The following is a 19,256-nucleotide window of genomic DNA, read 5'->3' as shown; positions in this document are numbered from 1 at the left end:
TGGGCTTATCCGGCAGGTCTCCCCGGGTAAGAGCGTTAACCTTCACCTCGTGCCCGCCCCATATACTCCGCCGTCCCTTGGCAGCCTGGGATTTCGCTGTGTCACGCCAGCTCATCCGAACGGCTTAGCCTCTTATGGGGTTCTTGTTCATCGGGCCGTGGTTTTGCCTCCGGCTTCCTTCGGATTCCACCTCGCGATGGACACCCTTGCCTTTGGCTAGCAGACTCGTGCTGCCTCGCCTGCAGTGGACTTTCACCACCAAGTTAACGCCCATGCCGGGCGCACATGATAAAAGGAAGGGAACCTGCCCTTCCTTTAATAATCTTAACTTCGCAAGCCAAACCCTTAGCCGGCAACGCATTAACGCTTGGAGTACTGGGGCGCCCGGCGGGCCTTCTTCAAGCCGTACTTCCTTCTTTCCTTCATCCGCGGATCCCGGGTGAGGAAACCGGCCTTTTTCAGCACCGGACGCAGGTTGGGATCGGCTTTGACGAGCGCCCGGGCAATACCGTGCCTTACCGCCCCGGCCTGACCGCTGACACCGCCGCCCTTGACCCGGGCCAGTACATCAAAACGACCTTCCGTGCCCGTCAGTTCCAGGGGCTGCCGCACAAGCACCTCCAGGGTCTTGCGCCCTAAATATACTTCCACCGGCCGGTCATTGATGATTATCCGGCCTTCACCAGGAACAAGGTAAACCCGCGCCACGGCATTTTTACGCCGCCCGGTACCGTAAAACTTTATAACAGCCATTGCTGACCTCCTTCCCCTCGCTACATGGACCAAACTTCTGGTTTCTGAGCCTGGTGGGGATGATTCTCTCCCCGGTACACCCGCAACTTTTTGGCCATTCTGGCGCCGAGCCGGTTATGGGGCAGCATCCCCACAATGGCCTTGCGCACGGCCAGTTCGGGACGCCTAGCCAGGAGCTCATCGTATCCCGTTACCTTTAAGCCGCCGGGATAACCGGAATGGCGGATGTACTTTTTCTTTTTGAGCTTGTTGCCAGTGAGGATTACCTTTTCGGCATTAATCACAATAACGTGATCTCCTGTATCCACGTGGGGAGTGAACTGGGGGCGGTGCTTGCCCCGTAAGATGCGGGCGGCCTCGGCGGCCAGCCTCCCCAGGGGCTTATCCGTGGCATCGAGAATATACCACTTGCGCTCTATTTCATCTGGCTTGGCCATATACGTTTTATTCATGCCAGCTCACCTGGTACAGCCTGGTATACGGCCTCCCCCTGACCAGGTTTTCGCTCCTTTCGGCTGGATTTGCCCACTCCTCTTGCGTGGGCGGCACACTAGGGAGACCCGGTTGTTGTTTAAATACCGGATCCCGGGCTAGAGGACACAAAACCCGGGCGAGAAAGAACCGGAAATAAAAGGAGCTTCCATGACTTCTTGCCCCCAACCCCGGGGCTCATAGGGCCGGGGCAGAAATCCACATAGTAGTATTTTAATGCCCCGCTTTGCCAGTGTCAAGAACGCGATCTAATGAGACTCGTCTTGAACGACTCCGGTGCGCTGTCTGCTGCCTACTTCTTCAGTACTCCACCCGCTCCAGGCACAAACCTTCGGGCGGCGCGGTAGGGCCGGCCCGGGTGCGGTTCCGGGCGGCCAGAATGGCCGGTATGTCATCCGGGTCCCGTTTTCCCAGCCCCACTTCGATCAGCGTACCCACCATGATCCGCACCATATTGTAAAGAAAGCCATTGCCGCGAAAGATCAGGTGGATCACCTCTTTCCCTTCCCGGCAGACATCCACGGAAAACAGGGTGCGCACGGTATGTTTTACCGGCGAGCCCGCCGCTTGAAAGGAAGCAAAATCGTGCGTCCCCACCAACCATTGAGCCGCCCCGGCCATGGCCTGCACGTCCAGGGGGCGGGGCACGAAATGGCTGTACAGGCGCCAGAAAGGAGAAGGAATGCGGCTGTTGTAAATGGTGTAGCGGTAGGTCTTGGCCAGGGCCGAATAGCGGGCGTGGAACTCCGGGCCTACCTCCTCCGCCTCCAGTGCGGCAATATCCCGGGGCAGCATGCCGTTTAAGGCCAGAACAATGCGTTCCGCAGGAATATTCCAGCCGGCGGCATCAAAATTGACCACCTGACCCCGGGCGTGGACTCCCGCATCGGTGCGCCCGGCACCGGTGACCCGTATTTCCCTGCCGGCCAGGCGCCTCAAGCACTTTTCCAGAACCTCCTGGATGGTCACCAGGCCCGTACCCCGCTGCTCCTGAAACCCGTGATAATTGGTCCCGTCGTAGGCAATGGTCAGCTTAATGTTGCGCAAGGTTACCCCCACCAGCGCAAGGCCAAAGTAGCCAGAAACAACGTCCCCGTCCCGGCCAGCACGGCGTAGTCCCGCCAGTCATAGCGAAGCTGGTGCATGCGGGTGCGGTTTGCCCCAACCCGGTAGCAGCGAATTTCCATGGCCGTAGCCAGCTCCTCCGCCCGGCGAAAAGCCCCGGCAAAAAGGGGCACCAGCAAAGGCACCAACCCCCGGACGCGCTGGAGCAGACCGCCCCTGGTAAAGACCGCTCCCCGGGACTGCTGCGCCTTGATGATCTGCTGGGCCTCTTCCAGCAACGTGGGTACAAAGCGCAGGGCAATGGTCATCATCATGGCCAGGTCGAAAGCCGGCACCCCTGCCCGCTGCAGGGGCTTCAAAAGGCTCTCCAGGGCGGCGGTCAGCATCAAAGGAGAGGTGGTCAGGGTTAAAAGTGAACTGAAAACAATTAAAAGGATTAAGCGCCACAGGATCTGTCCTCCCAGGACCAGCCCTTCCCTGGTTACATGGAGGGGTCCCAGGGCGAGCAAAACCTGCCCGGGAGTGAAAAAAAGCTGCAAAACCAGGGTTAGCGTAAGGATAACCCAAAAGGGGCGCAGGATGCCCACCAGAAGGCGCGGGGACGTGCCGGCAAACCCCAGGGCCAGCAGTGTGCCCAGGGTGAGGAAGACATACCCCGCCGGTTTGTTGCAGACCAGCACGGCCATGATCATCACTGCAGAGGCCAGGATTTTGGTCCGGGGATCCAGGCGGTGGACAAAGGACCGCCCCGGAATATACTGGCCGAGGGTAATACCGCTTAACATCATCTTACATCACCGGGCATGCTTTACCGGACGGTGCCAGTTTTTTCAGCTCCGCCTCGGCCTCGTCCAGGGTCAGGATACCGGTATTAACGGGCAGGCCCCTTTGCCGCAGGCGATACATCAGCTCGCCGGGCATGGGGACGTCCAGCCCCACCGCCCGCAGGCCTTCGGGATCGCCGAAGACCTGGCGCGGGGTTCCCTGGCGGTATATTTTCCCCCGGTGGAGCACCACCACCCGGTCGGCATACCGGGCAGCATCTTCCATGTGGTGGGTGATCACCACCACCGTATGGCCGTGCTGCTGCATCCCTTTGAGCATTTGCCAGATCTGTTCCCTGGCCGCCGGGTCCAGACCGGATGTCGGCTCATCCAGGACCAGCACCCGGGGGCGGTAGGCCAGCACGCCGGCCAGGGCCACCCGGCGCTGCTGGCCCCGGCTCAAGGCAAAGGGGGACAGCGTGCCGAACCGGACCGGTTCCAGCCCCACCATTTCCAGGGCCCGGCGGACCCGGATCTCGATCGTCCCCTCATCCAGACCCAGATTGCGGCACCCGAAGGCCACCTCGGCAAAAACATTCTCCTCAAAAAGCTGCTGTTCCGGGTTTTGAAAAAGCAACCCCACCGTGCGCCACAAATCCCGGCGCACCCGTTTATCCCGGGTATCCCGGCCGTCGACCAGCACCCGACCGGCAGTGGGCAAAAGCAGCCCGTTGAAGTGCTGGACCAGGGTGGTTTTGCCCGAACCGGTAGCCCCGGCCAGAACGACAAATTCCCCTTCCTCTATCCGCAGGGAAACATCCTCCAGGGACGTCAGGGCAAGGGGAGTACCGGGGGCATAGATATGGGTCAGGTGTTCCACCAGGATCATTACTGTTGCCCCCATCCAGTTTCAGACAACAAATCTGCCAGACAGGCAACCAGGTCGTTTAAAGTCAGAATGCCGGCGGGAACGGGCCACCCGGCGGCACGCAAGCGCCAGGCCAGTTCCGCCGGTCCGGGCAGGGCCAGGCCAATTTTTTGCAGGGCTTCCCGGTGACTGAAAACCTGCGCCGGTGTTCCCTCCAGCACCAGCCGACCCCCGGAGAGGACCCAGACCCTGTCCGCAAGGACGGCCTCTTCCATAAAATGGGTAACCAGCACTATGGTCAGGCCTTCCTCCCGGTTCAAACTTAAGAGCGTTTGGATAACCTCCCGCCTCCCGGCAGGATCCAGCATGGCCGTGGGCTCGTCCAGTACCAGGCAGGACGGCTTCATGGCCAGAGCACCGGCAATGGCCAGCCGCTGCTTCTGCCCCCCGGACAGCAGGTGGGGAGGGCGCAGCCGCTGCTCGCCAAGCCCGGCCAGGGCCAGGGCCCGGTCGACCCGCCGCCGCACTTCTTCCGGGGGCAGGCCTAAATTTTCGGGACCAAAAGCCACATCTTCCTCCACCACCGCCGCCACCAGCTGGTTGTCCGGGTTTTGCAGGACCATCCCCACCCGGCAGCGGATCTCCCACCGGTTGGCCGGATCGGCTGTAGATAGCCCATTCACCGTTACGGTTCCCCGGGTCGGCAGAAGCACGGCATTAAAGTGACGGGCCAGGGTAGATTTGCCCGAACCATTGGGGCCAATGATGGCCAGCAATTCCCCCTGGCGAATATCACCGCTAATATCTTGCAGAGCAATTCTTTCCCCGGGCTGGCCCAGGTGATAGATATGGCTCAACCCCCGGATGGAAATCCCTGCCTTACACAAGTTCCAGGATCACCATGGGTGCGGCATCACCCCGCCGGTAACCCATCTTGATAATGCGGGTATAGCCGCCCGGACGGTCGGCATACCTGGGAGCCAGGTCGTTAAAGAGCTTGCGCACCACCCGTTCATCGTAGATGTAAGCCAGAGCCTGACGCCGGGCTGCCAGGTCACCCCTTTTCGCCAGGGTAACCATTTTATCGGCAATGCTTTTAACTTCCTTGGCCCGGGGTTCGGTGGTCTGGATACGGTTGTCGCGGAAAAGGGACGTAACCAAATTCCTGAGCATGGCCCGGCGGTGGCCGGTGTTACGTCCCAGCTTCCGATACGCCATTTTTACTCCCCCCTTACTCATCACTTTTACGCAGGGACAGGCCCAGCTCACTTAGCTTGTTGATTACTTCTTCCAGGGATTTCTTACCCAGGTTGCGCACCTTCATCATGTCTTCCTCGTTGCGCTGGATCAATTCCTCCACCGTGTTGATGCCGGCGCGCTTCAGGCAGTTATAGGAACGGACGGAGAGATCCAGTTCTTCAATGGTCATTTCCAGGATCTTGTTCTTTTTTTCCTCTTCCTTCTCTACCATTATTTCTACATCTTTAACCGCTTCGGTGAGCCCGATGAACAAGCGCAGGTGTTCACCCAGAATTTTGGCCGAAAGGCTGGTGGCCTCATCGGGCCTAATGCTGCCGTCGGTCCACACTTCCAGGGTGAGCTTGTCGTAGTCGGTGCGCTGGCCCACACGGGTGTTTTCCACCGTGTAGTTGACTTTACGTACCGGGGTGAACACGGAATCTACGGGAATCACGCCGATGATATGATCTCCCTTCTTATTCCTTTCCGCCGGTACATAGCCCCGCCCTTTGGCCACGGTAATTTCCATGAACAGGCGACCGTTGGGGGCGAGGGTGGCAATATGCAGGTCGGGATTTAAAATCTCCACATCCTGGTCGTGGATGATATCGCCGGCCCTGACCTCCCCTTCCCCCTTGGCCTCAATCCGCAGGATCTTTTCCTCGTCGGTATGCAGCTTCAGGCAAAGGCTCTTCAGATTGAGGATGATGTCGGTTACGTCTTCCCGTACGCCGGGAATGGTGGAAAACTCGTGCAGCACACCCTCGATTTTTACCGAGGTGACTGCCGCCCCGGGAAGGGATGAAAGCAGGATCCTGCGCAGGGAATTACCCAGCGTGATCCCGTATCCCCTCTCGAGGGGTTCCACCACAAACTTGGCGTAAGTGTTATCGGGACTGCTTTCCACGCACTCAATTTTGGGCTTCTCAATTTCCAGCATACGGCAACCCCCTCAAGTGCCGGTTCCGGCCATAAGAGTTTACCAAGGCCATTACTTGGAGTACAGCTCCACAATCAGGTGTTCCTGCACGGGAGTGTCAATCTGGTCCCTGGTTGGGAGGGCCACCACGCGACCTTGTGCCTGACTTTCGTCATACTCCAGCCAGGGCGGGGGTGTCCTGTCGGCTGCCCGCTCCATTAATTCCTTAATGCGCGGGGAGTCCTTGCTCTTTTCCCGTACGGCAATGACGTCGCCAACCCGTACCAGGTAGGAAGGGATATTCACCTTCCGCCCGTTAACGGTAAAGTGGCCGTGGCGCACCAGCTGCCTGGCCTCCATGCGGGACGCGGCCAATCCCAGGCGGTAGACTACATTGTCCAGGCGCCTTTCAAGCAAACGGAGCAGGTTTTCGCCGGTAATCCCCGGCTGGCGCTCGGCACGCTCAAAGTAATTGCGAAACTGGGTTTCCAGCACCCCGTAGATACGCCGGGCCTTTTGTTTTTCCCGCAACTGCAAGCCGTATTCGCTGATCTTACGGCGCGCCTGCCCGTGGGCACCCGGTGCATAGGGCCGCCGGTCAATGGCACACTTGCCCGTGTAGCAGCGGTCCCCTTTCAAGTAAAGCTTGACACCCTCACGGCGACACAGCCGGCACTGCGGACCTGTGTATCTGGCCATCTAGTTCCTTGATACCTCCTTAAACTCTCCGGCGTTTTGGTGGCCGGCATCCATTATGGGGAATGGGTGTAACGTCTTTAATCAGGCTTACTTCCAGCCCCGCCGCCTGCAGGGAGCGGATGGCTGCTTCCCGGCCCGCCCCGGGGCCCTTGACCATCACTTCTACCGTTTTCATGCCGTGTTCCATGGCCTCCTTGGCTGCCGCCTCGGCGGCCATCTGGGCGGCAAAGGGCGTGCTCTTCCGGGAACCCTTGAACCCCACGGTCCCAGCACTGGCCCAGGAAATGGCGTTGCCCCGCGTATCGGTTATGGTCACGATGGTATTATTAAAGGTAGAGCGGATGTGGGCCACTCCGTGTTCTATATTCTTGCGTTCCCGCCTTTTTGTACGTGCTGCTTTTCTGGCCATTTTACCTTACCCCCCCCTTTATTTCTTCCGCCGCACACCCACAGTTTTCCGCGGACCCTTGCGCGTCCGGGCGTTGGTTTTTGTGCGCTGTCCCCTTACCGGGAGGCCCCGGCGGTGACGCAAGCCACGGTAGCAGCCGATTTCGATGAGCCGCTTAATATTCATGGCCACTTCCCGGCGGAGATCACCCTCCACCCGGTAGTTCTTCTCAATGACGTCCCTTAAGCGGTTGACTTCGTCTTCGGTGAGGTTGCGGACCCGGGTATCGGGATTAATTCCTGTCTGGGCCAGGATTTTCTTGGATGTGGGCCTGCCGATGCCGTAAATATAGGTCAGGGCGATCTCTACCCGCTTATCCCTGGGCAGGTCAACCCCTGCAATACGAGCCATGCGTGAAAACACACCTCCGTTAACCTTGTTTTTGTTTATGCTTGGGATTTTCGCAGATGACCATCACTTTACCATGACGGCGGATAACCTTGCATTTCTCACAAATGGGTTTTACCGACGGGCGCACTTTCATTTGTTAAAACCTCCTTTGCCCGGACCATCACCTTATTTATAACGGTAAACAATCCGACCACGGCTCAAATCATAAGGTGACAGTTCCACCAGCACCCGATCACCGGGTAAAATGCGGATAAAGTTCATGCGGATTTTCCCTGAAACGTGAGCTAAAACTTTATGGCCGTTCTGCAATTCGACGCGAAACATGGCATTGGGAAGTGGCTCAATCACAGTGCCCTCAACTTCAATAACATCCTTTTCTTGTTTGGACATGGGCTTTAGCCAACCTCCTTTCCGGAGCCGTTTAGCTTTAGCTCCAGTTTCCCGTCCGATGGCTTGCCTTGCGCAGTTGCTGCCTGCCCGTAAGTTTCCAGCAGTTCTTTGAGCGCCCTGCGGACATCCAGATCGGTAACCCGCTGGCCGGTGCTCACCTTGTGGGCAATATCGCCGGCCACCAGGGGATAAACTTTTAGATGCTTAATATTTTTTAACTTCGGCCCGCTTACCTTGCGGTCCGCCCCATTGACCACCCGTACCCTGGTCTCGTTGACGCGGTCGAGAATGAGGTAAAATTTGCCGTAATCCCGGCCGGCAGTAGAGCTTACCAACCGACCCGGCGTAAAATAATCCTTCACCGAGATCACCTCCAGTTACAACCGGGTAAGGATCTCCGGCTCACCATCGGTGATAGCAACGGTGTGCTCGAAATGGGCCGATAGCTTGGAATCCCCGGTTACCACCGTCCAGTTGTCCCCAAGGGTGCGCACCTCATGGGTGCCCGCATTGACCATCGGTTCAATGGCTAAAGTCATTCCCGCCTTCAGCCTGGGACCCCGTCCCGGCTTTCCGAAGTTGGGCACCTGTGGCTCCTCATGCATGCTCCGGCCAATACCGTGGCCCACGTATTCCCGGACCACAGAGAACCCGTGTTTCTCCACATAGCTCTGTACGGCATGGGAAATATCCGACAGGCGGTTACCCTGCCGGGCAAAGCGAATGCCCTCGTACAGAGCCCCTTCGGTTACGGCCAGCAGTTTTTTTGCCTCCGGGGAAACCTCGCCTACCGGAAAGGTGGCCGCACCGTCCCCAAAATATCCATTTATTTCCGCCCCGACGTCAATACTGATAATATCTCCACTTTCCAGTTTTCTTAAACCGGGGATACCGTGCACCACCTGCTCGTTGACCGAGGTGCAGATGCTGGCCGGAAAACCATAGAGGCCCTTGAACGCGGGCCTGGCACCCCGGGCCAGGATAAAGTCCTCAGCCAAACGGTCCAGTTCTGCGGTGGTCACCCCCGGCTTAATGGCCCGGGAGAGCTCGCCCAGGACACCCGCCACCACGCGGCCGGCATCGCGCATGTAGCGTAGTTCCCGCTGCGACTTAATCATGATCATTTTTAAGGTCATCTCCCTACCTGATAAAACCCTGGTAGCTGCGCATCAACATGTGGGATTCCACCTGCTTCATGGTATCCAGGGCCACCCCCACCACAATCAACAGGGCGGTTCCGCCAAAGTAAATCTGGGGGATGCGGGTAGCCAGCAGGACAAAATTGGGCAGGATGGCAATTAAGGCCAGGAAAATAGCCCCTGCCAAGGTTACCCGGCTCATGACCCGGCTGATATATTCGGCTGTGGGGCGTCCGGGCCGGATGCCCGGAATGAAGCCGCCGTATTTCTTAATGTTTTCGGCAATATCCACCGGGTTCATGATAACCGCCGTGTAGAAGTAGGTAAAGCCAATCACCAGCAGGGCGTAAATGATGGTGTGCAGGGGCGTACCCCAGGCAAAAAAGGCCAGGTACCAGTTGCCAAACCAGGTGTTTTGAAACCAGGTGGCAAGCTGTTCTGGAAACATCAAAATAGAAGAAGCAAAGATCACCGGGATGACGCCAGCCTGGTTCACCCTCAAGGGCAGGTGGGTGGACTGCCCGCCGTATACCCGGCGTCCCACCACGCGCTTGGCGTACTGTACGGGAATGCGCCGCTGCCCCTCGTTAACCGCCACAATGGCGGCGATGACCAGTGCACCAATGACCAGGAGCAGGATCACGCTCAGGATATTGATGGTCCCGGCCCGCAGGTACTCCACCACCCTTACCACACCCGCCGGAACCCGGGAGACAATACCGGCAAAGATCAAAAGCGAGATGCCGTTGCCAATGCCCTTTTCGGTAATCTGTTCCCCAATCCACATCAGGAAGGCCGTCCCGGCGGTCAGGGTCAGGGCCACCAAGAGGTAGTGGCCGACGGTGGGGCTCACCAGCACATGCTGGTTGCGCAGGGCAAAGCTGATCCCGATGGCCTGGATAAACGCCAGCACCACGGTGAGGTAGCGGGTGTACTGGACGATTTTTTTCCGGCCCTCTTCCCCTTCCTTGGCCAATCGCTCCAGGGAGGGAATAACCACCGTCAGGAGCTGCATTATAATAGAAGCGTTAATGTAAGGGGTAATACTCATGGCAAAGATGGAAAAATTTTTAAAGGCCCCACCGGAGATTACGTCAAAGAAGCCGAAAAGGGCACCCGTTTGGAGCAGTTTCGCAAAAACTTCGGTGTTAACCCCCGGCACGGGAATGTGAGCGCCGATGCGGAAAACAAAGAGCATGGCCAGGGTAAAGAGAAGCTTTGAACGGAGCTCATCAATCCTGACGGCGCTTCTGAGGCTGTCCAGCACCTAGATCACCTCAGCTTTGCCGCCGGCAGCTTCAATCTTTTCCACCGCCGATTTGCTGAAAGCGTGGGCCCGCACGGTCAGCGCTTTTTCCAGCTGCCCGTCGCCCAGGATCTTTACCCCATCACCCAGCTTTTTGATTATCCGTTCCGACAGGAGTGTTTCCGGTGTTACTACCGCACCGTCTTCAAAACGATTTAGCGCCTCAATATTTACGGCCACTATCTCTTTCTTAAAGCGCGCGTTGGTAAAACCCCGCTTGGGCACGCGCCGCTGCAAGGGCATCTGGCCGCCTTCAAAACCGGGCCTCACCCCGCCGCCGGAACGCGCCTTTTGTCCCTTGTGCCCCCGGCCGGCCGTTTTTCCTAAGCCGGAACCGATACCCTGCCCCTTGCGGGTTGGTTTGGTACGCGCCCCCGGGTTGGGACGCAGGTCATGCAGTTGAGCCACAATTACACCTCCAGTTGGTTGCTGGTCTAAAGGCCATCCGTACCCGTCGTTTAAACTTCCTCGACCTTGACCAGGTGGGATACTTTGTTAATCATGCCCCGTATCTGCGGCGTATCGTTTTGAACTACCGAGCTGTGCAGTTTGCGCAGGCCCAGAGTACGTACGGTTACGCGCTGGTCTTCGGGGCGACCGATGAGACTTCTGATCAGGGTAATCTTCAACTTGGCCATGTTCTTACCCCCTTAGCCCAGTAATTCTTCCACCGTTTTACCCCGCAGCCGGGCCACCTCTTCCGGGGTCTTCAGGCTCTTTAAAGCCACCATGGTGGCATGAACCATGTTGTTGGCGTTGTGCGAACCCAGGGACTTGGTGAGGATGTCCCGGACCCCGGCACACTCCAAAATCGCCCGCACGGGACCGCCGGCAATTACCCCGGTACCGGGGGCGGCCGGTTTTAACAGTACCTTGCCCGCACCAAATTCACCAATCACTTCATGGGGAATGGTGGTGCCGGATAAGGGCACCTGGATCATGTTTTTCTTGGCATCTTCAATTCCCTTGCGAATGGCCTCGGGCACCTCGCCGGCCTTGCCCAGCCCGGCGCCGACCCGGCCGTTGCCATCGCCTACCACCACCAGAGCCGAAAAACTAAAGCGCCGTCCGCCTTTGACCACCTTGGCCACGCGGTTAATGGATACTACTTTCTCGGTAAGCTCCAGCTTACTGGCGTCAATCCTGGTCACCCGTTTCCCTCCTTCGTCACCTAGAATTCCAGACCGGCTTCCCGGGCGGCCTCGGCTAAAGCCTTCACCCGGCCGTGATAAATATATCCAGCCCGATCAAAGACCACTTTCTTAATCCCGCGCTCCAGGGCTTTCCTGGCCACCAGGCGGCCCACCGCGGCAGCTGCTTCCTTGTTACCACCTGCTTTGAGCTGCTCCCTCAATTCGGGGGAAAGGGTCGAAGCGCTGACCAGGGTAATTCCCCGCTCGTCATCAATAATCTGGGCATACATGTGCTTTAAGCTCCGGAAGACATTCAACCTGGGGCGCTCGGCGGTACCGGAAATCTTCTTGCGTACCCGTAAATGTCTCTTGGCCCGCAATGCCTTGCGATCCGGTTTCTTAATCAAAGCAATCAAGCCTCCCTACTTCTTACCTTTACCGCCAGCCTTACCGGCCTTGCGCCGGATTTGTTCGTTTTCGTACCTGATACCCTTGCCCTTGTAAGGTTCAGGCTCCCGTACACCGCGGATAACCGCAGCCAGGGCGCCGACCTTTTCCTTGTCCGTTCCCTTGACCACAATTTTGTTTGGCGCGGGAACTTCTATCTCCAGCCCCGGCGGGGGGACAATCTCTACCGGGTGGGAGTAGCCCACCGACAGCACCAGCTTGTTACCCTGCTTGGTGGCCCGGTAACCTACGCCGACCAGCTCCAGAGTTTTTGCAAACCCCTTTGTTACTCCCTCCACCATATTGGCCAGCAGCGTGCGGGTCAAACCATGCAGGGACCGGTGGTTCTTTTCGTCCGAGGGGCGTTCCACCACTAGGCGGCCCTCCTCGTCCAGGCGGATGCGCATATCCCGGTGGAATTCCCGTTCAAGCTGGCCCTTGGGCCCCTTTATGCGCACGGTATTGCCTTCTATTTGCACATCAACCCCCTGGGGCAGGGCAATGGGCTTCTTGCCAATCCTGGACACAAGCCTTCCCTCCTCCTACCATACGTAGCAGATTACTTCGCCGCCCACACCCAGCTTCCGGGCCTGTTTATCGGTCATGATGCCCTTGGAGGTGGACAGGATAGCAATACCCAGGCCACCCAGCACCTTGGGGATGGAATCCTTGCGGGCATAGACCCGGAGTCCCGGCCTGGAAATCCGTTTTAATCCGGTAATTACCCGTTTTTTGTCAGGGCCGTACTTCAAATATACGCGGATGATGCCCTGCTTGCCGTCGTCGATCACTTCGTAATCCTTAATCAGGCCCTCTTCCTTGAGAATGTCGGCAATAGCCTTCTTCAAGCGGGAAGCAGGGGCCTCCACTTTATCGAGGTAAACCGTATTGGCATTGCGAATACGGGTGAGAAAGTCCGCGATCGGGTCGGTCATAACCATGGCAATACCCCCTTCCTCTTTACCAGCTGGCCTTTCGAACGCCGGGAATCTCACCGCGGTAAGCAAGAACCCGGAAACAGATGCGGCAAATGCCGAACTTGCGCATGTACGCCCGGGGACGGCCGCAAAGTTTGCAGCGGTTGTGCTGGCGCACCTTGAATTTGGGTTCGCGCATTGCCTTGGCGATCATCGATTTTTTAGCCACTTGAGTCCCCCCTTATATACGATTCTTACCTGCTTTGCCATAATCGTTTGAGGTTGTTCCCGCTTAGGCAGCCGCAAAAGGCATGCCCAGCAGGCGCAAAAGTTCCCGCGCCTCCTCGTCGGTTTTGGCCGTGGTTACAAAGATGATATCCATTCCCCGTACTTTATCGATCTTATCATATTCGATTTCGGGGAAGATCAGCTGCTCCCGAACGCCCAGGCTGTAATTGCCGCGGCCGTCAAAGGATTTGGGCGAAACCCCCCGGAAATCCCGCACCCGGGGGAGGGCCACGTTGAAAAGCTTGTCGATGAACTCATACATGCGGTCCCCCCGCAGGGTTACCTTGCAGCCCACGGTCATCCCCTGGCGCACCTTAAAGGCGGCAATGGATTTCTTAGCCCGGGTGATCACCGGACGCTGGCCGGTAATAGTGGCCAGATCGCTGACCGCCGCGTCCATGGCTTTGCTGTTATGGGTGGCCTCGCCTACGCCCATGTTGATGACCACCTTTTCCAGCCTGGGTACCTCCATCACGTTTTTATAGCCAAACTTCTGCATCATGGCCTTGACTACTTCGTTTTTATATTTATCTTTAAGTCTCGGCACGCTTTTTCACCTGCCTTTTAGCCTAGTTCTTCCCCGCATTTTTTACATACCCGCACCTTTTTGCCGTCCTCCAAAAACTTTTTGGCTATGCGGGTTGGGCTGTTGCATTTGCTGCAGACCAGCATCACGTTGGAGGCGTGGATGGGGGCTTCCTTCTCCACGATGCCTCCTTGGGGCATGCGCGCGCTGGGCCTGGTATGGCGCTTCACGATATTCACGCCCTCCACAATTACCCGCCCTTCAGCCGGTAATGCCGCCAACACCTTGCCTCTTTTGCCAGCATATTTACCGGTCAACACCAGCACTGTATCGCCTTTACGCACGTGCAGCTTGGGCATATCGACTACCTCCAGTTCCCGGCTAGATTACCTCCGGAGCCAGGGAAATTATCTTCATGAAGTCCCGGTCCCGTAACTCCCGGGCCACCGGTCCGAAGATACGGGTGCCCCGGGGGCTCTTGTCGTCCTTGATAATGACCGCCGCGTTCTCGTCAAATTTAATGTATGAACCATCCGGGCGGCGCACTTCCTTGTTGGTCCGCACAACCACCGCCCGCACCACGTCGCCCTTCTTAACAACGCCGCCGGGCGTAGCTTCTTTGACGGAACAAATGATTTCGTCTCCCAAACTGGCATAACGGCGCATGCTTCCGCCGAGTACACGAATGCACATCAGGCGGCGGGCACCGGTGTTGTCGGCGACGTTGAGCATCGACTGTACCTGGATCATCGGCTTTAACCTCCCTTCACAAGGGTTTAATTAAATCCGTTCAGCCCGTTCCAGGATTTCAACCACCCGCCAGCGCTTTTCTTTCGAAAGGGGCCGGGTTTCCATAATGCGTACCTTATCCCCGACGCGGCAGGCATTTTCTTCGTCATGGGCTTTAAACTTCTTGGTCTTACGAATGGTACGCTGGTAGAGCGGGTGCCGCACCAGAGTTTCCACCGCCACTACTACCGTTTTGTCCATTTTATCGCTAACCACGCGGCCCGTCCGGACTTTGCGCTGCTTACGAACTTCCACCTCGTGACTCCCCTTTCGTTAGGCCCGCCGGATGCCCAGCTCCCGCTCCCGGAGCACAGTCTTTAAACGGGCAATGTTCCGGCGCACTTCCCTGATTTTCATGGGGTTATCCAGCTGGTTGGTAGCCAGTTGAAACCGTAGCTTGAAAAGTTCATCTTTGGAATCGTCCAGCTTCTTGACCAGCTCCTCATCGGATAGTTCCCGCAAATCCTTAGCCTTCATTTGCCTCACTCCCACGTTTGACAAACTTTGTTTTAATGGGCAGCTTGTGAGAGGCCAGGCGCATGGCTTCCCGGGCCACCTCCTCGTCAATACCGGCCAGCTCAAATAAAATCCGCCCAGGCTTGACGACCGCCACCCAGTACTCGGGAGCACCTTTACCGCTGCCCATCCGGGTTTCGGCAGGCTTGGCGGTAATTGGCCGGTCCGGGAATATCCTGATCCACACCTTCCCGCCCCGGCGAATGTAACGGGTCATGGCAATACGGGCAGCCTCAATTTGACGGCTGGTAATCCAGGCCGGCTCCAGGGCCATCAGCCCGTACTCGCCAAAGTGTACCTCCGTACCCCCCTTGGCCCTACCGCTCAGATCTCTTACCCGGTGCTGTTTACGATATTTAACCCTCTTGGGCATGAGCATAAGCCTTCTCTCCTCCTTGACCGGCCGCAGCCTTGGCCTCCGGCAGCACTTCTCCCTTGTAGATCCATACCTTTACGCCGATCTTACCGTAAGTGGTATCCGCTTCCGCAAAGCCGTAATCGATATCCGCACGCAGGGTGTGCAGGGGTACCTTGCCCTCGCTATACCACTCGGTACGGGCAATCTCGGCTCCGGCCAGCCGACCGCTGACGGAAACCTTGATCCCTTTGGCGCCCATCTTCATGGCCCGGGCCACACTCTGTTTCATGGCCCGCCGGAAGGCGACCCGCTTTTCGATCTGGGCGGCCACATTCTCCGCCACCAGCTGGGCGTCCAATTCGGGCACTTTGATTTCCACGATGTTCACATGCACCTGCTTGCCCGTCATTTTTTCCAGTTCGCGGCGCAGGTTTTCCACTTCCGCACCACCCCGGCCGATGACAATCCCCGGCTTGGCCGTGTAAATACTGATGCGAATACGGTTGGCCGCTCGTTCAATGGCAATGCGGGAGATGCCGGCGGCATAAAGCTTTTGCTTGATATATCTGCGGATCTTTACATCTTCTAAAAGCAGGTTGGCAAAATTCTTCTTATCGGCAAACCATTTGGCGTCCCAGTCTTTGATAATGCCAATGCGCAACCCTTTGGGATGTACCTTCTGGCCCACGCTACTCCTCCTTTGCTATTCCTTTTCCTTGACCACCACGGTGATGTGGCTGGTCCGCCTGCGCAACAAGTCCGCCCGGCCCATGGCCCGGGCCTGGTAACGCTTCCAGGTTGGCCCCTGATCCACATAAGCCGCTGCAATATAGAGATTATCAGGATTCATATCGTAGTTGTGTTCGGCGTTGGCCGCAGCCGATTTAATTACCTTGGCCACCGGAACCGCGGCCCTTTTCGGCGTAAATCTCAGGATGGCCAGCGCCTCACGTACATCCTTCCCCCGGATGAGATCCACCACCTGGCGCACCTTGCGGGGCGAAATGCGTACGTACCTGGCCACTGCTCTGGCTTCCATCCCAAACCCTCCTTAGTGATTACTTCAGGGCCGTGGACCTTTCGGTGTGAGCACCGTGGCCCCGGAATAACCGGGTGGGAGCAAACTCACCCAGCTTATGCCCGACCATGTCTTCGGTAATATATATGGGAACGTGTTTCCGGCCGTCATGCACGGCAATAGTATGACCGATCATCTGCGGGAAAATGGTCGAACGGCGGGACCAGGTCTTGATAACCCGCTTTTCCCCTTTAGCGTTCATTTCCTCGATTTTTTTCAATAGCTTCGGATCGCAGTAGGGGCCCTTTTTTAACGAACGTCCCATAGCCTTTTCACCTACCTCCTTCCGGCTGCTACCCGGAATACCGAATTACTTCGCCCTTCTCTTGATGATCAGGCGATCGCTGGGTTTCTTCTTCCGTGTACGGGCGCCCAGGGCCGGCTTGCCCCAGGGAGTAACCGGGTTACGGCCAATGGGGGAACGGCCTTCACCGCCGCCGTGAGGGTGATCCACCGGGTTCATGACCACACCGCGCACGGTCGGCCTGATACCCAACCAGCGAGAGCGGCCGGCTTTACCGATGGTGATATTTTCATGCTCCACATTGCCCACCTGGCCGATGGTGGCCCGGCAATCCAAAAGAAGCAGGCGCATTTCGCCCGAGGGCATACGAATATGGGCATACTTGCCTTCCTTGGCCATAACCTGGGCCGCCGCACCCGCCGAGCGCACCAGCTGGCCGCCGCCGCCCGGGTACAGCTCCAGGTTGTGCACCAGGGTACCCACCGGGATATTCCGCAGGGGCAGCGCGTTGCCCACCTTGATGTCGGCATCAGGACCCGATACCACCGTCATGCCCACTTCCAGGCCCACGGGAGCCAGGATGTAGCGTTTTTCCCCGTCGGCATAGTGCAACAGAGCAATACGGGCCGAACGGTTGGGATCGTATTCAATGCTGGCCACTTTGGCCGGGATGCCATCTTTATCCCGCTTGAAGTCAATGATGCGGTACATGCGCTTGTGACCGCCGCCCCGGTGCCTCACGGTAATCCTGCCCTGGAAATTGCGGCCCGCCTTTTTCTTCAGCGGCACCAGCAGGGACTTTTCCGGTTCGGTTTTGGTGATTTCATCAAAGGTCGATACGGTGACAAACCGCCGCCCGGGAGATGTCGGCTTGAACTTTTTAATACCCAACTGGTTTCCCTCCTTCCAAAATAAGCCCGCGCACCCGAATCGGGGGGAGGGAAGTTTTACACACCCTCAAAGAGTTCGATCTTATCCCCTTTCCGCAGGGTGACGATGGCTTTCTTGACGTCGGGGCGGCGACCAACGATATTCCGCACCCGTTTTGTTTTCCCTTTAACCCGCATGGTATTTACCTTTTCCACTTTCACCTTGAACAGTTCTTCTACTGCTTTTTTAATTTCCACCTTGTTGGCATGGGGATCGACGATAAAAGTGTACTTGTTGTCGGCCAGCAGGGACATGCTCTTCTCCGTAATTACCGGCCGCTTTAAAATATCCCGGGGGTTTTTCACTGGGCCAGCACCTCCTGGACCCTGGCCACCGCGTCCTTCGTTATGACCAGCGTATTATGGGCCAACAGGTCGTACACATTAAGACCATCGGCAGACATGGGTTTAATGCCGGGGATATTCCGGGCCGACTTGATCACGTTTTCCTCCCGGTCGGCAGTAACCACCAGGGCCTTGTCGTTTACCTTGAGGTTCCCCAAAATGCGCACCATATCCTTGGTGCGGGGCTGCTCTAACTTCAGGTCTTCCAGAACCACAATTTTGCCGTCCTGCACCTTGGCCGACAGGGCGGACTTCATAGCCAGGCGCCGCACCTTGCGGGGCAGCCGGTAACTGTAGTCCCGGGGATGAGGACCAAAGACGATGCCGCCCTTCCGCCAGATCGGGGAACGGATGCTGCCGTGACGGGCACGGCCGGTACCTTTCTGGCGCCAGGGTTTGCGCCCGCCGCCCCGAACCTCTCCCCTGGTCTTGGTATCATGGGTTCCCAGACGGCGCCCGGCCAGCTGCCAGACCACGGCATCGTGCAGCACGGACATATGCACGGGGACGCCGAATACATCGTCCCGCAAATGGATTTCGCCCACCTGGTCCCCGTTGATATTGTAAACGGCAACTGTAGGCATAACGCTTTCCTCCTTCCGGTGCCTGGTTACTAGCGGGCCTTAACGGTTTCCTTAACCAGCAAAAGACCCCCGCGGGGGCCAGGGACAGATCCTTTCACGGCCAGAAGATTTCTCTCCGGGTCCACCCGCACTACTTCCAGGTTTTGCACCGTTACCCGCTCCACACCGTAATGTCCGGGCAACTTTCTTCCTTTGAAAACCCGGGCCGGTCCTTTCGCTCCCAGGGAGCCGGGCCGCCGGTGGTACTTGGAACCGTGAGCCATGGGTCCCCGGTGAAAGCCGTGGCGTTTAATGCCACCTGCAAAACCACGGCCCCTGGATGTGCCGACCACATCCACCCTTTCACCGGTGGTAAAGACATCGGCCTTAATTTCCTGCCCCACCTGGTAATCTTCCACATTTTCCACGCGCAATTCCCGCAAAAAACGCAAAGGTCGCACGCCGGCTTTAGCAAAATGCCCTTTTAAGGGTTTGTTGACCAAACGCTCGGGCTTTTCGCCAAAACCCAACTGGATCGCGCTGTATCCGTCCCGCTCGGGGGTTTTCTTTTGCACCACTATGCAGGGACCGGCTTCAATGACTGTAACGGGAATGGCCTGCCCGGCATCATTGAAAATCTGGGTCATGCCGACTTTACGGCCGAGGATGCCCTTGGGCATGGTCCTTAGC

At 57.6% G+C, this 19,256-nt stretch carries 36 protein-coding genes; all 36 read right to left on the bottom strand.

Annotation, left to right across the window (positions count from 1 at the left end; genetic code table 11):
• Positions 1 to 360: 360 nt before the first annotated feature.
• Entirely contained in the window at positions 361 to 753 is a 393-nt protein-coding gene (gene rpsI / locus BUA65_RS08340; protein ID WP_072868811.1) for a 30S ribosomal protein S9, read from the bottom strand.
• A gap of 20 nt (positions 754 to 773) precedes the next feature.
• On the bottom strand, positions 774 to 1,205 hold the full coding sequence (gene rplM / locus BUA65_RS08335; protein WP_072868809.1) for a 50S ribosomal protein L13: 432 nt from the start codon (positions 1,203 to 1,205) through the stop codon (positions 774 to 776).
• Positions 1,206 to 1,545: 340 nt separating this feature from the next.
• Positions 1,546 to 2,292 (bottom strand): tRNA pseudouridine(38-40) synthase TruA, encoded by a 747-nt coding sequence (gene truA, locus BUA65_RS08330; protein WP_084062184.1) that lies wholly within the window; start codon positions 2,290 to 2,292, stop codon positions 1,546 to 1,548.
• Positions 2,293 to 2,294: 2 nt separating this feature from the next.
• Positions 2,295 to 3,098 (bottom strand): energy-coupling factor transporter transmembrane component T family protein, encoded by an 804-nt coding sequence (locus BUA65_RS08325; protein WP_242656264.1) that lies wholly within the window; start codon positions 3,096 to 3,098, stop codon positions 2,295 to 2,297.
• Position 3,099: 1 nt separating this feature from the next.
• A complete protein-coding gene (locus BUA65_RS08320; protein ID WP_084062183.1) occupies positions 3,100 to 3,963 on the bottom strand; it encodes an energy-coupling factor transporter ATPase in 864 nt (287 codons plus the stop codon).
• Positions 3,963 to 4,829, bottom strand: a complete 867-nt coding sequence (locus BUA65_RS08315) for an energy-coupling factor transporter ATPase (RefSeq protein WP_084062181.1) — start codon at positions 4,827 to 4,829, stop codon at positions 3,963 to 3,965. The genes BUA65_RS08320 and BUA65_RS08315 overlap by 1 nt, the downstream gene beginning before the upstream one ends.
• Positions 4,822 to 5,160, bottom strand: a complete 339-nt coding sequence (gene rplQ, locus BUA65_RS08310; RefSeq protein WP_013824034.1) for a 50S ribosomal protein L17 — start codon at positions 5,158 to 5,160, stop codon at positions 4,822 to 4,824. The genes BUA65_RS08315 and rplQ overlap by 8 nt, the downstream gene beginning before the upstream one ends.
• Positions 5,161 to 5,173: 13 nt before the next feature.
• Complete coding sequence (locus BUA65_RS08305) at positions 5,174 to 6,121, bottom strand: DNA-directed RNA polymerase subunit alpha (RefSeq protein ID WP_072868804.1); 948 nt, start codon at positions 6,119 to 6,121, stop codon at positions 5,174 to 5,176.
• A 51-nt stretch (positions 6,122 to 6,172) separates the two neighbouring features.
• Positions 6,173 to 6,799, bottom strand: coding sequence for a 30S ribosomal protein S4 (gene rpsD, locus BUA65_RS08300; RefSeq protein ID WP_072868802.1), 627 nt, complete (start codon positions 6,797 to 6,799; stop codon positions 6,173 to 6,175).
• Positions 6,800 to 6,818: 19 nt separating this feature from the next.
• Positions 6,819 to 7,208: a 30S ribosomal protein S11 gene (gene rpsK, locus BUA65_RS08295; protein WP_072868800.1), complete on the bottom strand. Its 390-nt coding sequence runs from the start codon at positions 7,206 to 7,208 to the stop codon at positions 6,819 to 6,821.
• Positions 7,209 to 7,226: 18 nt separating this feature from the next.
• Complete coding sequence (gene rpsM / locus BUA65_RS08290) at positions 7,227 to 7,598, bottom strand: 30S ribosomal protein S13 (RefSeq protein ID WP_072868799.1); 372 nt, start codon at positions 7,596 to 7,598, stop codon at positions 7,227 to 7,229.
• 19 nt (positions 7,599 to 7,617) lie between these two features.
• Entirely contained in the window at positions 7,618 to 7,731 is a 114-nt protein-coding gene (rpmJ, locus tag BUA65_RS08285) for a 50S ribosomal protein L36 (RefSeq protein WP_013824039.1), read from the bottom strand.
• A 32-nt stretch (positions 7,732 to 7,763) separates the two neighbouring features.
• Positions 7,764 to 7,988, bottom strand: coding sequence for a translation initiation factor IF-1 (infA, locus tag BUA65_RS08280; RefSeq protein ID WP_013824040.1), 225 nt, complete (start codon positions 7,986 to 7,988; stop codon positions 7,764 to 7,766).
• Positions 7,989 to 7,993: 5 nt separating this feature from the next.
• Entirely contained in the window at positions 7,994 to 8,350 is a 357-nt protein-coding gene (locus tag BUA65_RS08275; RefSeq protein WP_072868797.1) for a KOW domain-containing RNA-binding protein, read from the bottom strand.
• Between the two features lie 15 nt (positions 8,351 to 8,365).
• On the bottom strand, positions 8,366 to 9,112 hold the full coding sequence (map, locus tag BUA65_RS08270; protein WP_072868795.1) for a type I methionyl aminopeptidase: 747 nt from the start codon (positions 9,110 to 9,112) through the stop codon (positions 8,366 to 8,368).
• Positions 9,113 to 9,128: 16 nt separating this feature from the next.
• Complete coding sequence (gene secY / locus BUA65_RS08265) at positions 9,129 to 10,394, bottom strand: preprotein translocase subunit SecY (RefSeq protein WP_072868793.1); 1,266 nt, start codon at positions 10,392 to 10,394, stop codon at positions 9,129 to 9,131.
• On the bottom strand, positions 10,395 to 10,841 hold the full coding sequence (rplO, locus tag BUA65_RS08260; RefSeq protein ID WP_072868792.1) for a 50S ribosomal protein L15: 447 nt from the start codon (positions 10,839 to 10,841) through the stop codon (positions 10,395 to 10,397).
• Positions 10,842 to 10,891: 50 nt separating this feature from the next.
• Complete coding sequence (gene rpmD / locus BUA65_RS08255; RefSeq protein ID WP_013824045.1) at positions 10,892 to 11,071, bottom strand: 50S ribosomal protein L30; 180 nt, start codon at positions 11,069 to 11,071, stop codon at positions 10,892 to 10,894.
• A gap of 12 nt (positions 11,072 to 11,083) precedes the next feature.
• On the bottom strand, positions 11,084 to 11,584 hold the full coding sequence (rpsE, locus tag BUA65_RS08250; RefSeq protein WP_072868790.1) for a 30S ribosomal protein S5: 501 nt from the start codon (positions 11,582 to 11,584) through the stop codon (positions 11,084 to 11,086).
• Positions 11,585 to 11,604: 20 nt separating this feature from the next.
• Positions 11,605 to 11,973, bottom strand: a complete 369-nt coding sequence (gene rplR, locus BUA65_RS08245) for a 50S ribosomal protein L18 (protein ID WP_013824047.1) — start codon at positions 11,971 to 11,973, stop codon at positions 11,605 to 11,607.
• Positions 11,974 to 11,988: 15 nt separating this feature from the next.
• Positions 11,989 to 12,540: a 50S ribosomal protein L6 gene (rplF, locus tag BUA65_RS08240; protein WP_072868788.1), complete on the bottom strand. Its 552-nt coding sequence runs from the start codon at positions 12,538 to 12,540 to the stop codon at positions 11,989 to 11,991.
• 15 nt (positions 12,541 to 12,555) lie between these two features.
• On the bottom strand, positions 12,556 to 12,954 hold the full coding sequence (gene rpsH, locus BUA65_RS08235) for a 30S ribosomal protein S8 (protein WP_072868787.1): 399 nt from the start codon (positions 12,952 to 12,954) through the stop codon (positions 12,556 to 12,558).
• Positions 12,955 to 12,973: 19 nt separating this feature from the next.
• Positions 12,974 to 13,159, bottom strand: a complete 186-nt coding sequence (locus tag BUA65_RS08230; RefSeq protein WP_013824050.1) for a type Z 30S ribosomal protein S14 — start codon at positions 13,157 to 13,159, stop codon at positions 12,974 to 12,976.
• Positions 13,160 to 13,222: 63 nt separating this feature from the next.
• Positions 13,223 to 13,765, bottom strand: coding sequence for a 50S ribosomal protein L5 (gene rplE, locus BUA65_RS08225; protein WP_013824051.1), 543 nt, complete (start codon positions 13,763 to 13,765; stop codon positions 13,223 to 13,225).
• 17 nt (positions 13,766 to 13,782) lie between these two features.
• The gene (gene rplX, locus BUA65_RS08220; protein WP_072868785.1) at positions 13,783 to 14,103 is read right to left on the bottom strand and encodes a 50S ribosomal protein L24; all 321 of its coding nucleotides are present in this window, start codon (positions 14,101 to 14,103) and stop codon (positions 13,783 to 13,785) included.
• Between the two features lie 22 nt (positions 14,104 to 14,125).
• Complete coding sequence (gene rplN, locus BUA65_RS08215) at positions 14,126 to 14,494, bottom strand: 50S ribosomal protein L14 (protein ID WP_072868783.1); 369 nt, start codon at positions 14,492 to 14,494, stop codon at positions 14,126 to 14,128.
• Positions 14,495 to 14,524: 30 nt separating this feature from the next.
• Positions 14,525 to 14,788, bottom strand: a complete 264-nt coding sequence (gene rpsQ / locus BUA65_RS08210) for a 30S ribosomal protein S17 (protein WP_013824054.1) — start codon at positions 14,786 to 14,788, stop codon at positions 14,525 to 14,527.
• Between the two features lie 18 nt (positions 14,789 to 14,806).
• Positions 14,807 to 15,010, bottom strand: a complete 204-nt coding sequence (gene rpmC, locus BUA65_RS08205) for a 50S ribosomal protein L29 (protein ID WP_013824055.1) — start codon at positions 15,008 to 15,010, stop codon at positions 14,807 to 14,809.
• Complete coding sequence (gene rplP / locus BUA65_RS08200) at positions 15,000 to 15,428, bottom strand: 50S ribosomal protein L16 (RefSeq protein WP_013824056.1); 429 nt, start codon at positions 15,426 to 15,428, stop codon at positions 15,000 to 15,002. Before rplP ends, rpmC begins: the two co-directional genes overlap by 11 nt.
• Entirely contained in the window at positions 15,406 to 16,095 is a 690-nt protein-coding gene (gene rpsC / locus BUA65_RS08195) for a 30S ribosomal protein S3 (RefSeq protein WP_072868781.1), read from the bottom strand. Before rpsC ends, rplP begins: the two co-directional genes overlap by 23 nt.
• 15 nt (positions 16,096 to 16,110) lie before the next feature.
• The gene (rplV, locus tag BUA65_RS08190) at positions 16,111 to 16,446 is read right to left on the bottom strand and encodes a 50S ribosomal protein L22 (protein WP_072868780.1); all 336 of its coding nucleotides are present in this window, start codon (positions 16,444 to 16,446) and stop codon (positions 16,111 to 16,113) included.
• 19 nt (positions 16,447 to 16,465) lie between these two features.
• Positions 16,466 to 16,750 carry a 30S ribosomal protein S19 gene (gene rpsS / locus BUA65_RS08185; protein WP_013824059.1) on the bottom strand — a complete coding sequence of 95 codons (285 nt, stop codon included), beginning with the start codon at positions 16,748 to 16,750 and terminating at the stop codon, positions 16,466 to 16,468.
• Between the two features lie 45 nt (positions 16,751 to 16,795).
• Complete coding sequence (rplB, locus tag BUA65_RS08180; RefSeq protein WP_072868778.1) at positions 16,796 to 17,620, bottom strand: 50S ribosomal protein L2; 825 nt, start codon at positions 17,618 to 17,620, stop codon at positions 16,796 to 16,798.
• A gap of 56 nt (positions 17,621 to 17,676) precedes the next feature.
• On the bottom strand, positions 17,677 to 17,964 hold the full coding sequence (gene rplW, locus BUA65_RS08175; protein WP_072868776.1) for a 50S ribosomal protein L23: 288 nt from the start codon (positions 17,962 to 17,964) through the stop codon (positions 17,677 to 17,679).
• Positions 17,961 to 18,587, bottom strand: a complete 627-nt coding sequence (gene rplD / locus BUA65_RS08170) for a 50S ribosomal protein L4 (RefSeq protein ID WP_072868768.1) — start codon at positions 18,585 to 18,587, stop codon at positions 17,961 to 17,963. Before rplD ends, rplW begins: the two co-directional genes overlap by 4 nt.
• A 29-nt stretch (positions 18,588 to 18,616) precedes the next feature.
• A complete protein-coding gene (gene rplC / locus BUA65_RS08165; RefSeq protein ID WP_072868766.1) occupies positions 18,617 to 19,246 on the bottom strand; it encodes a 50S ribosomal protein L3 in 630 nt (209 codons plus the stop codon).
• Between the last annotated feature and the right edge of the window lie 10 nt (positions 19,247 to 19,256).

It is taken from the genome of Desulfofundulus thermosubterraneus DSM 16057 (assembly GCF_900142025.1).
Taxonomy (GTDB): domain Bacteria; phylum Bacillota; class Desulfotomaculia; order Desulfotomaculales; family Desulfovirgulaceae; genus Desulfofundulus; species Desulfofundulus thermosubterraneus.
The sequence above is the reverse complement of the archived record's forward strand: the minus strand, read 5'-3'. Positions and strand labels throughout refer to the sequence as shown.

Coding starts and splice junctions, on each gene's coding strand:
- rpsI (WP_072868811.1), bottom strand. CDS start 753: ATGGCTGTTATAAAGTTTTACGGTACCGGGCGGCGTAAAAATGCCGTG.
- rplM (WP_072868809.1), bottom strand. CDS start 1,205: ATGAATAAAACGTATATGGCCAAGCCAGATGAAATAGAGCGCAAGTGG.
- BUA65_RS08325 (WP_242656264.1), bottom strand. CDS start 3,098: ATGATGTTAAGCGGTATTACCCTCGGCCAGTATATTCCGGGGCGGTCC.
- BUA65_RS08320 (WP_084062183.1), bottom strand. CDS start 3,963: ATGATCCTGGTGGAACACCTGACCCATATCTATGCCCCCGGTACTCCC.
- rplQ (WP_013824034.1), bottom strand. CDS start 5,160: ATGGCGTATCGGAAGCTGGGACGTAACACCGGCCACCGCCGGGCCATG.
- BUA65_RS08305 (WP_072868804.1), bottom strand. CDS start 6,121: ATGCTGGAAATTGAGAAGCCCAAAATTGAGTGCGTGGAAAGCAGTCCC.
- rpsD (WP_072868802.1), bottom strand. CDS start 6,799: ATGGCCAGATACACAGGTCCGCAGTGCCGGCTGTGTCGCCGTGAGGGT.
- rpsK (WP_072868800.1), bottom strand. CDS start 7,208: ATGGCCAGAAAAGCAGCACGTACAAAAAGGCGGGAACGCAAGAATATA.
- rpsM (WP_072868799.1), bottom strand. CDS start 7,598: ATGGCTCGTATTGCAGGGGTTGACCTGCCCAGGGATAAGCGGGTAGAG.
- rpmJ (WP_013824039.1), bottom strand. CDS start 7,731: ATGAAAGTGCGCCCGTCGGTAAAACCCATTTGTGAGAAATGCAAGGTT.
- infA (WP_013824040.1), bottom strand. CDS start 7,988: ATGTCCAAACAAGAAAAGGATGTTATTGAAGTTGAGGGCACTGTGATT.
- map (WP_072868795.1), bottom strand. CDS start 9,112: ATGATCATGATTAAGTCGCAGCGGGAACTACGCTACATGCGCGATGCC.
- rpmD (WP_013824045.1), bottom strand. CDS start 11,071: ATGGCCAAGTTGAAGATTACCCTGATCAGAAGTCTCATCGGTCGCCCC.
- rpsH (WP_072868787.1), bottom strand. CDS start 12,954: ATGGTTATGACCGACCCGATCGCGGACTTTCTCACCCGTATTCGCAAT.
- rplX (WP_072868785.1), bottom strand. CDS start 14,103: ATGCCCAAGCTGCACGTGCGTAAAGGCGATACAGTGCTGGTGTTGACC.
- rplN (WP_072868783.1), bottom strand. CDS start 14,494: ATGATCCAGGTACAGTCGATGCTCAACGTCGCCGACAACACCGGTGCC.
- rpmC (WP_013824055.1), bottom strand. CDS start 15,010: ATGAAGGCTAAGGATTTGCGGGAACTATCCGATGAGGAGCTGGTCAAG.
- rplP (WP_013824056.1), bottom strand. CDS start 15,428: ATGCTCATGCCCAAGAGGGTTAAATATCGTAAACAGCACCGGGTAAGA.
- rplV (WP_072868780.1), bottom strand. CDS start 16,446: ATGGAAGCCAGAGCAGTGGCCAGGTACGTACGCATTTCGCCCCGCAAG.
- rpsS (WP_013824059.1), bottom strand. CDS start 16,750: ATGGGACGTTCGTTAAAAAAGGGCCCCTACTGCGATCCGAAGCTATTG.
- rplD (WP_072868768.1), bottom strand. CDS start 18,587: ATGCCTACAGTTGCCGTTTACAATATCAACGGGGACCAGGTGGGCGAA.
- rplC (WP_072868766.1), bottom strand. CDS start 19,246: ATGCCCAAGGGCATCCTCGGCCGTAAAGTCGGCATGACCCAGATTTTC.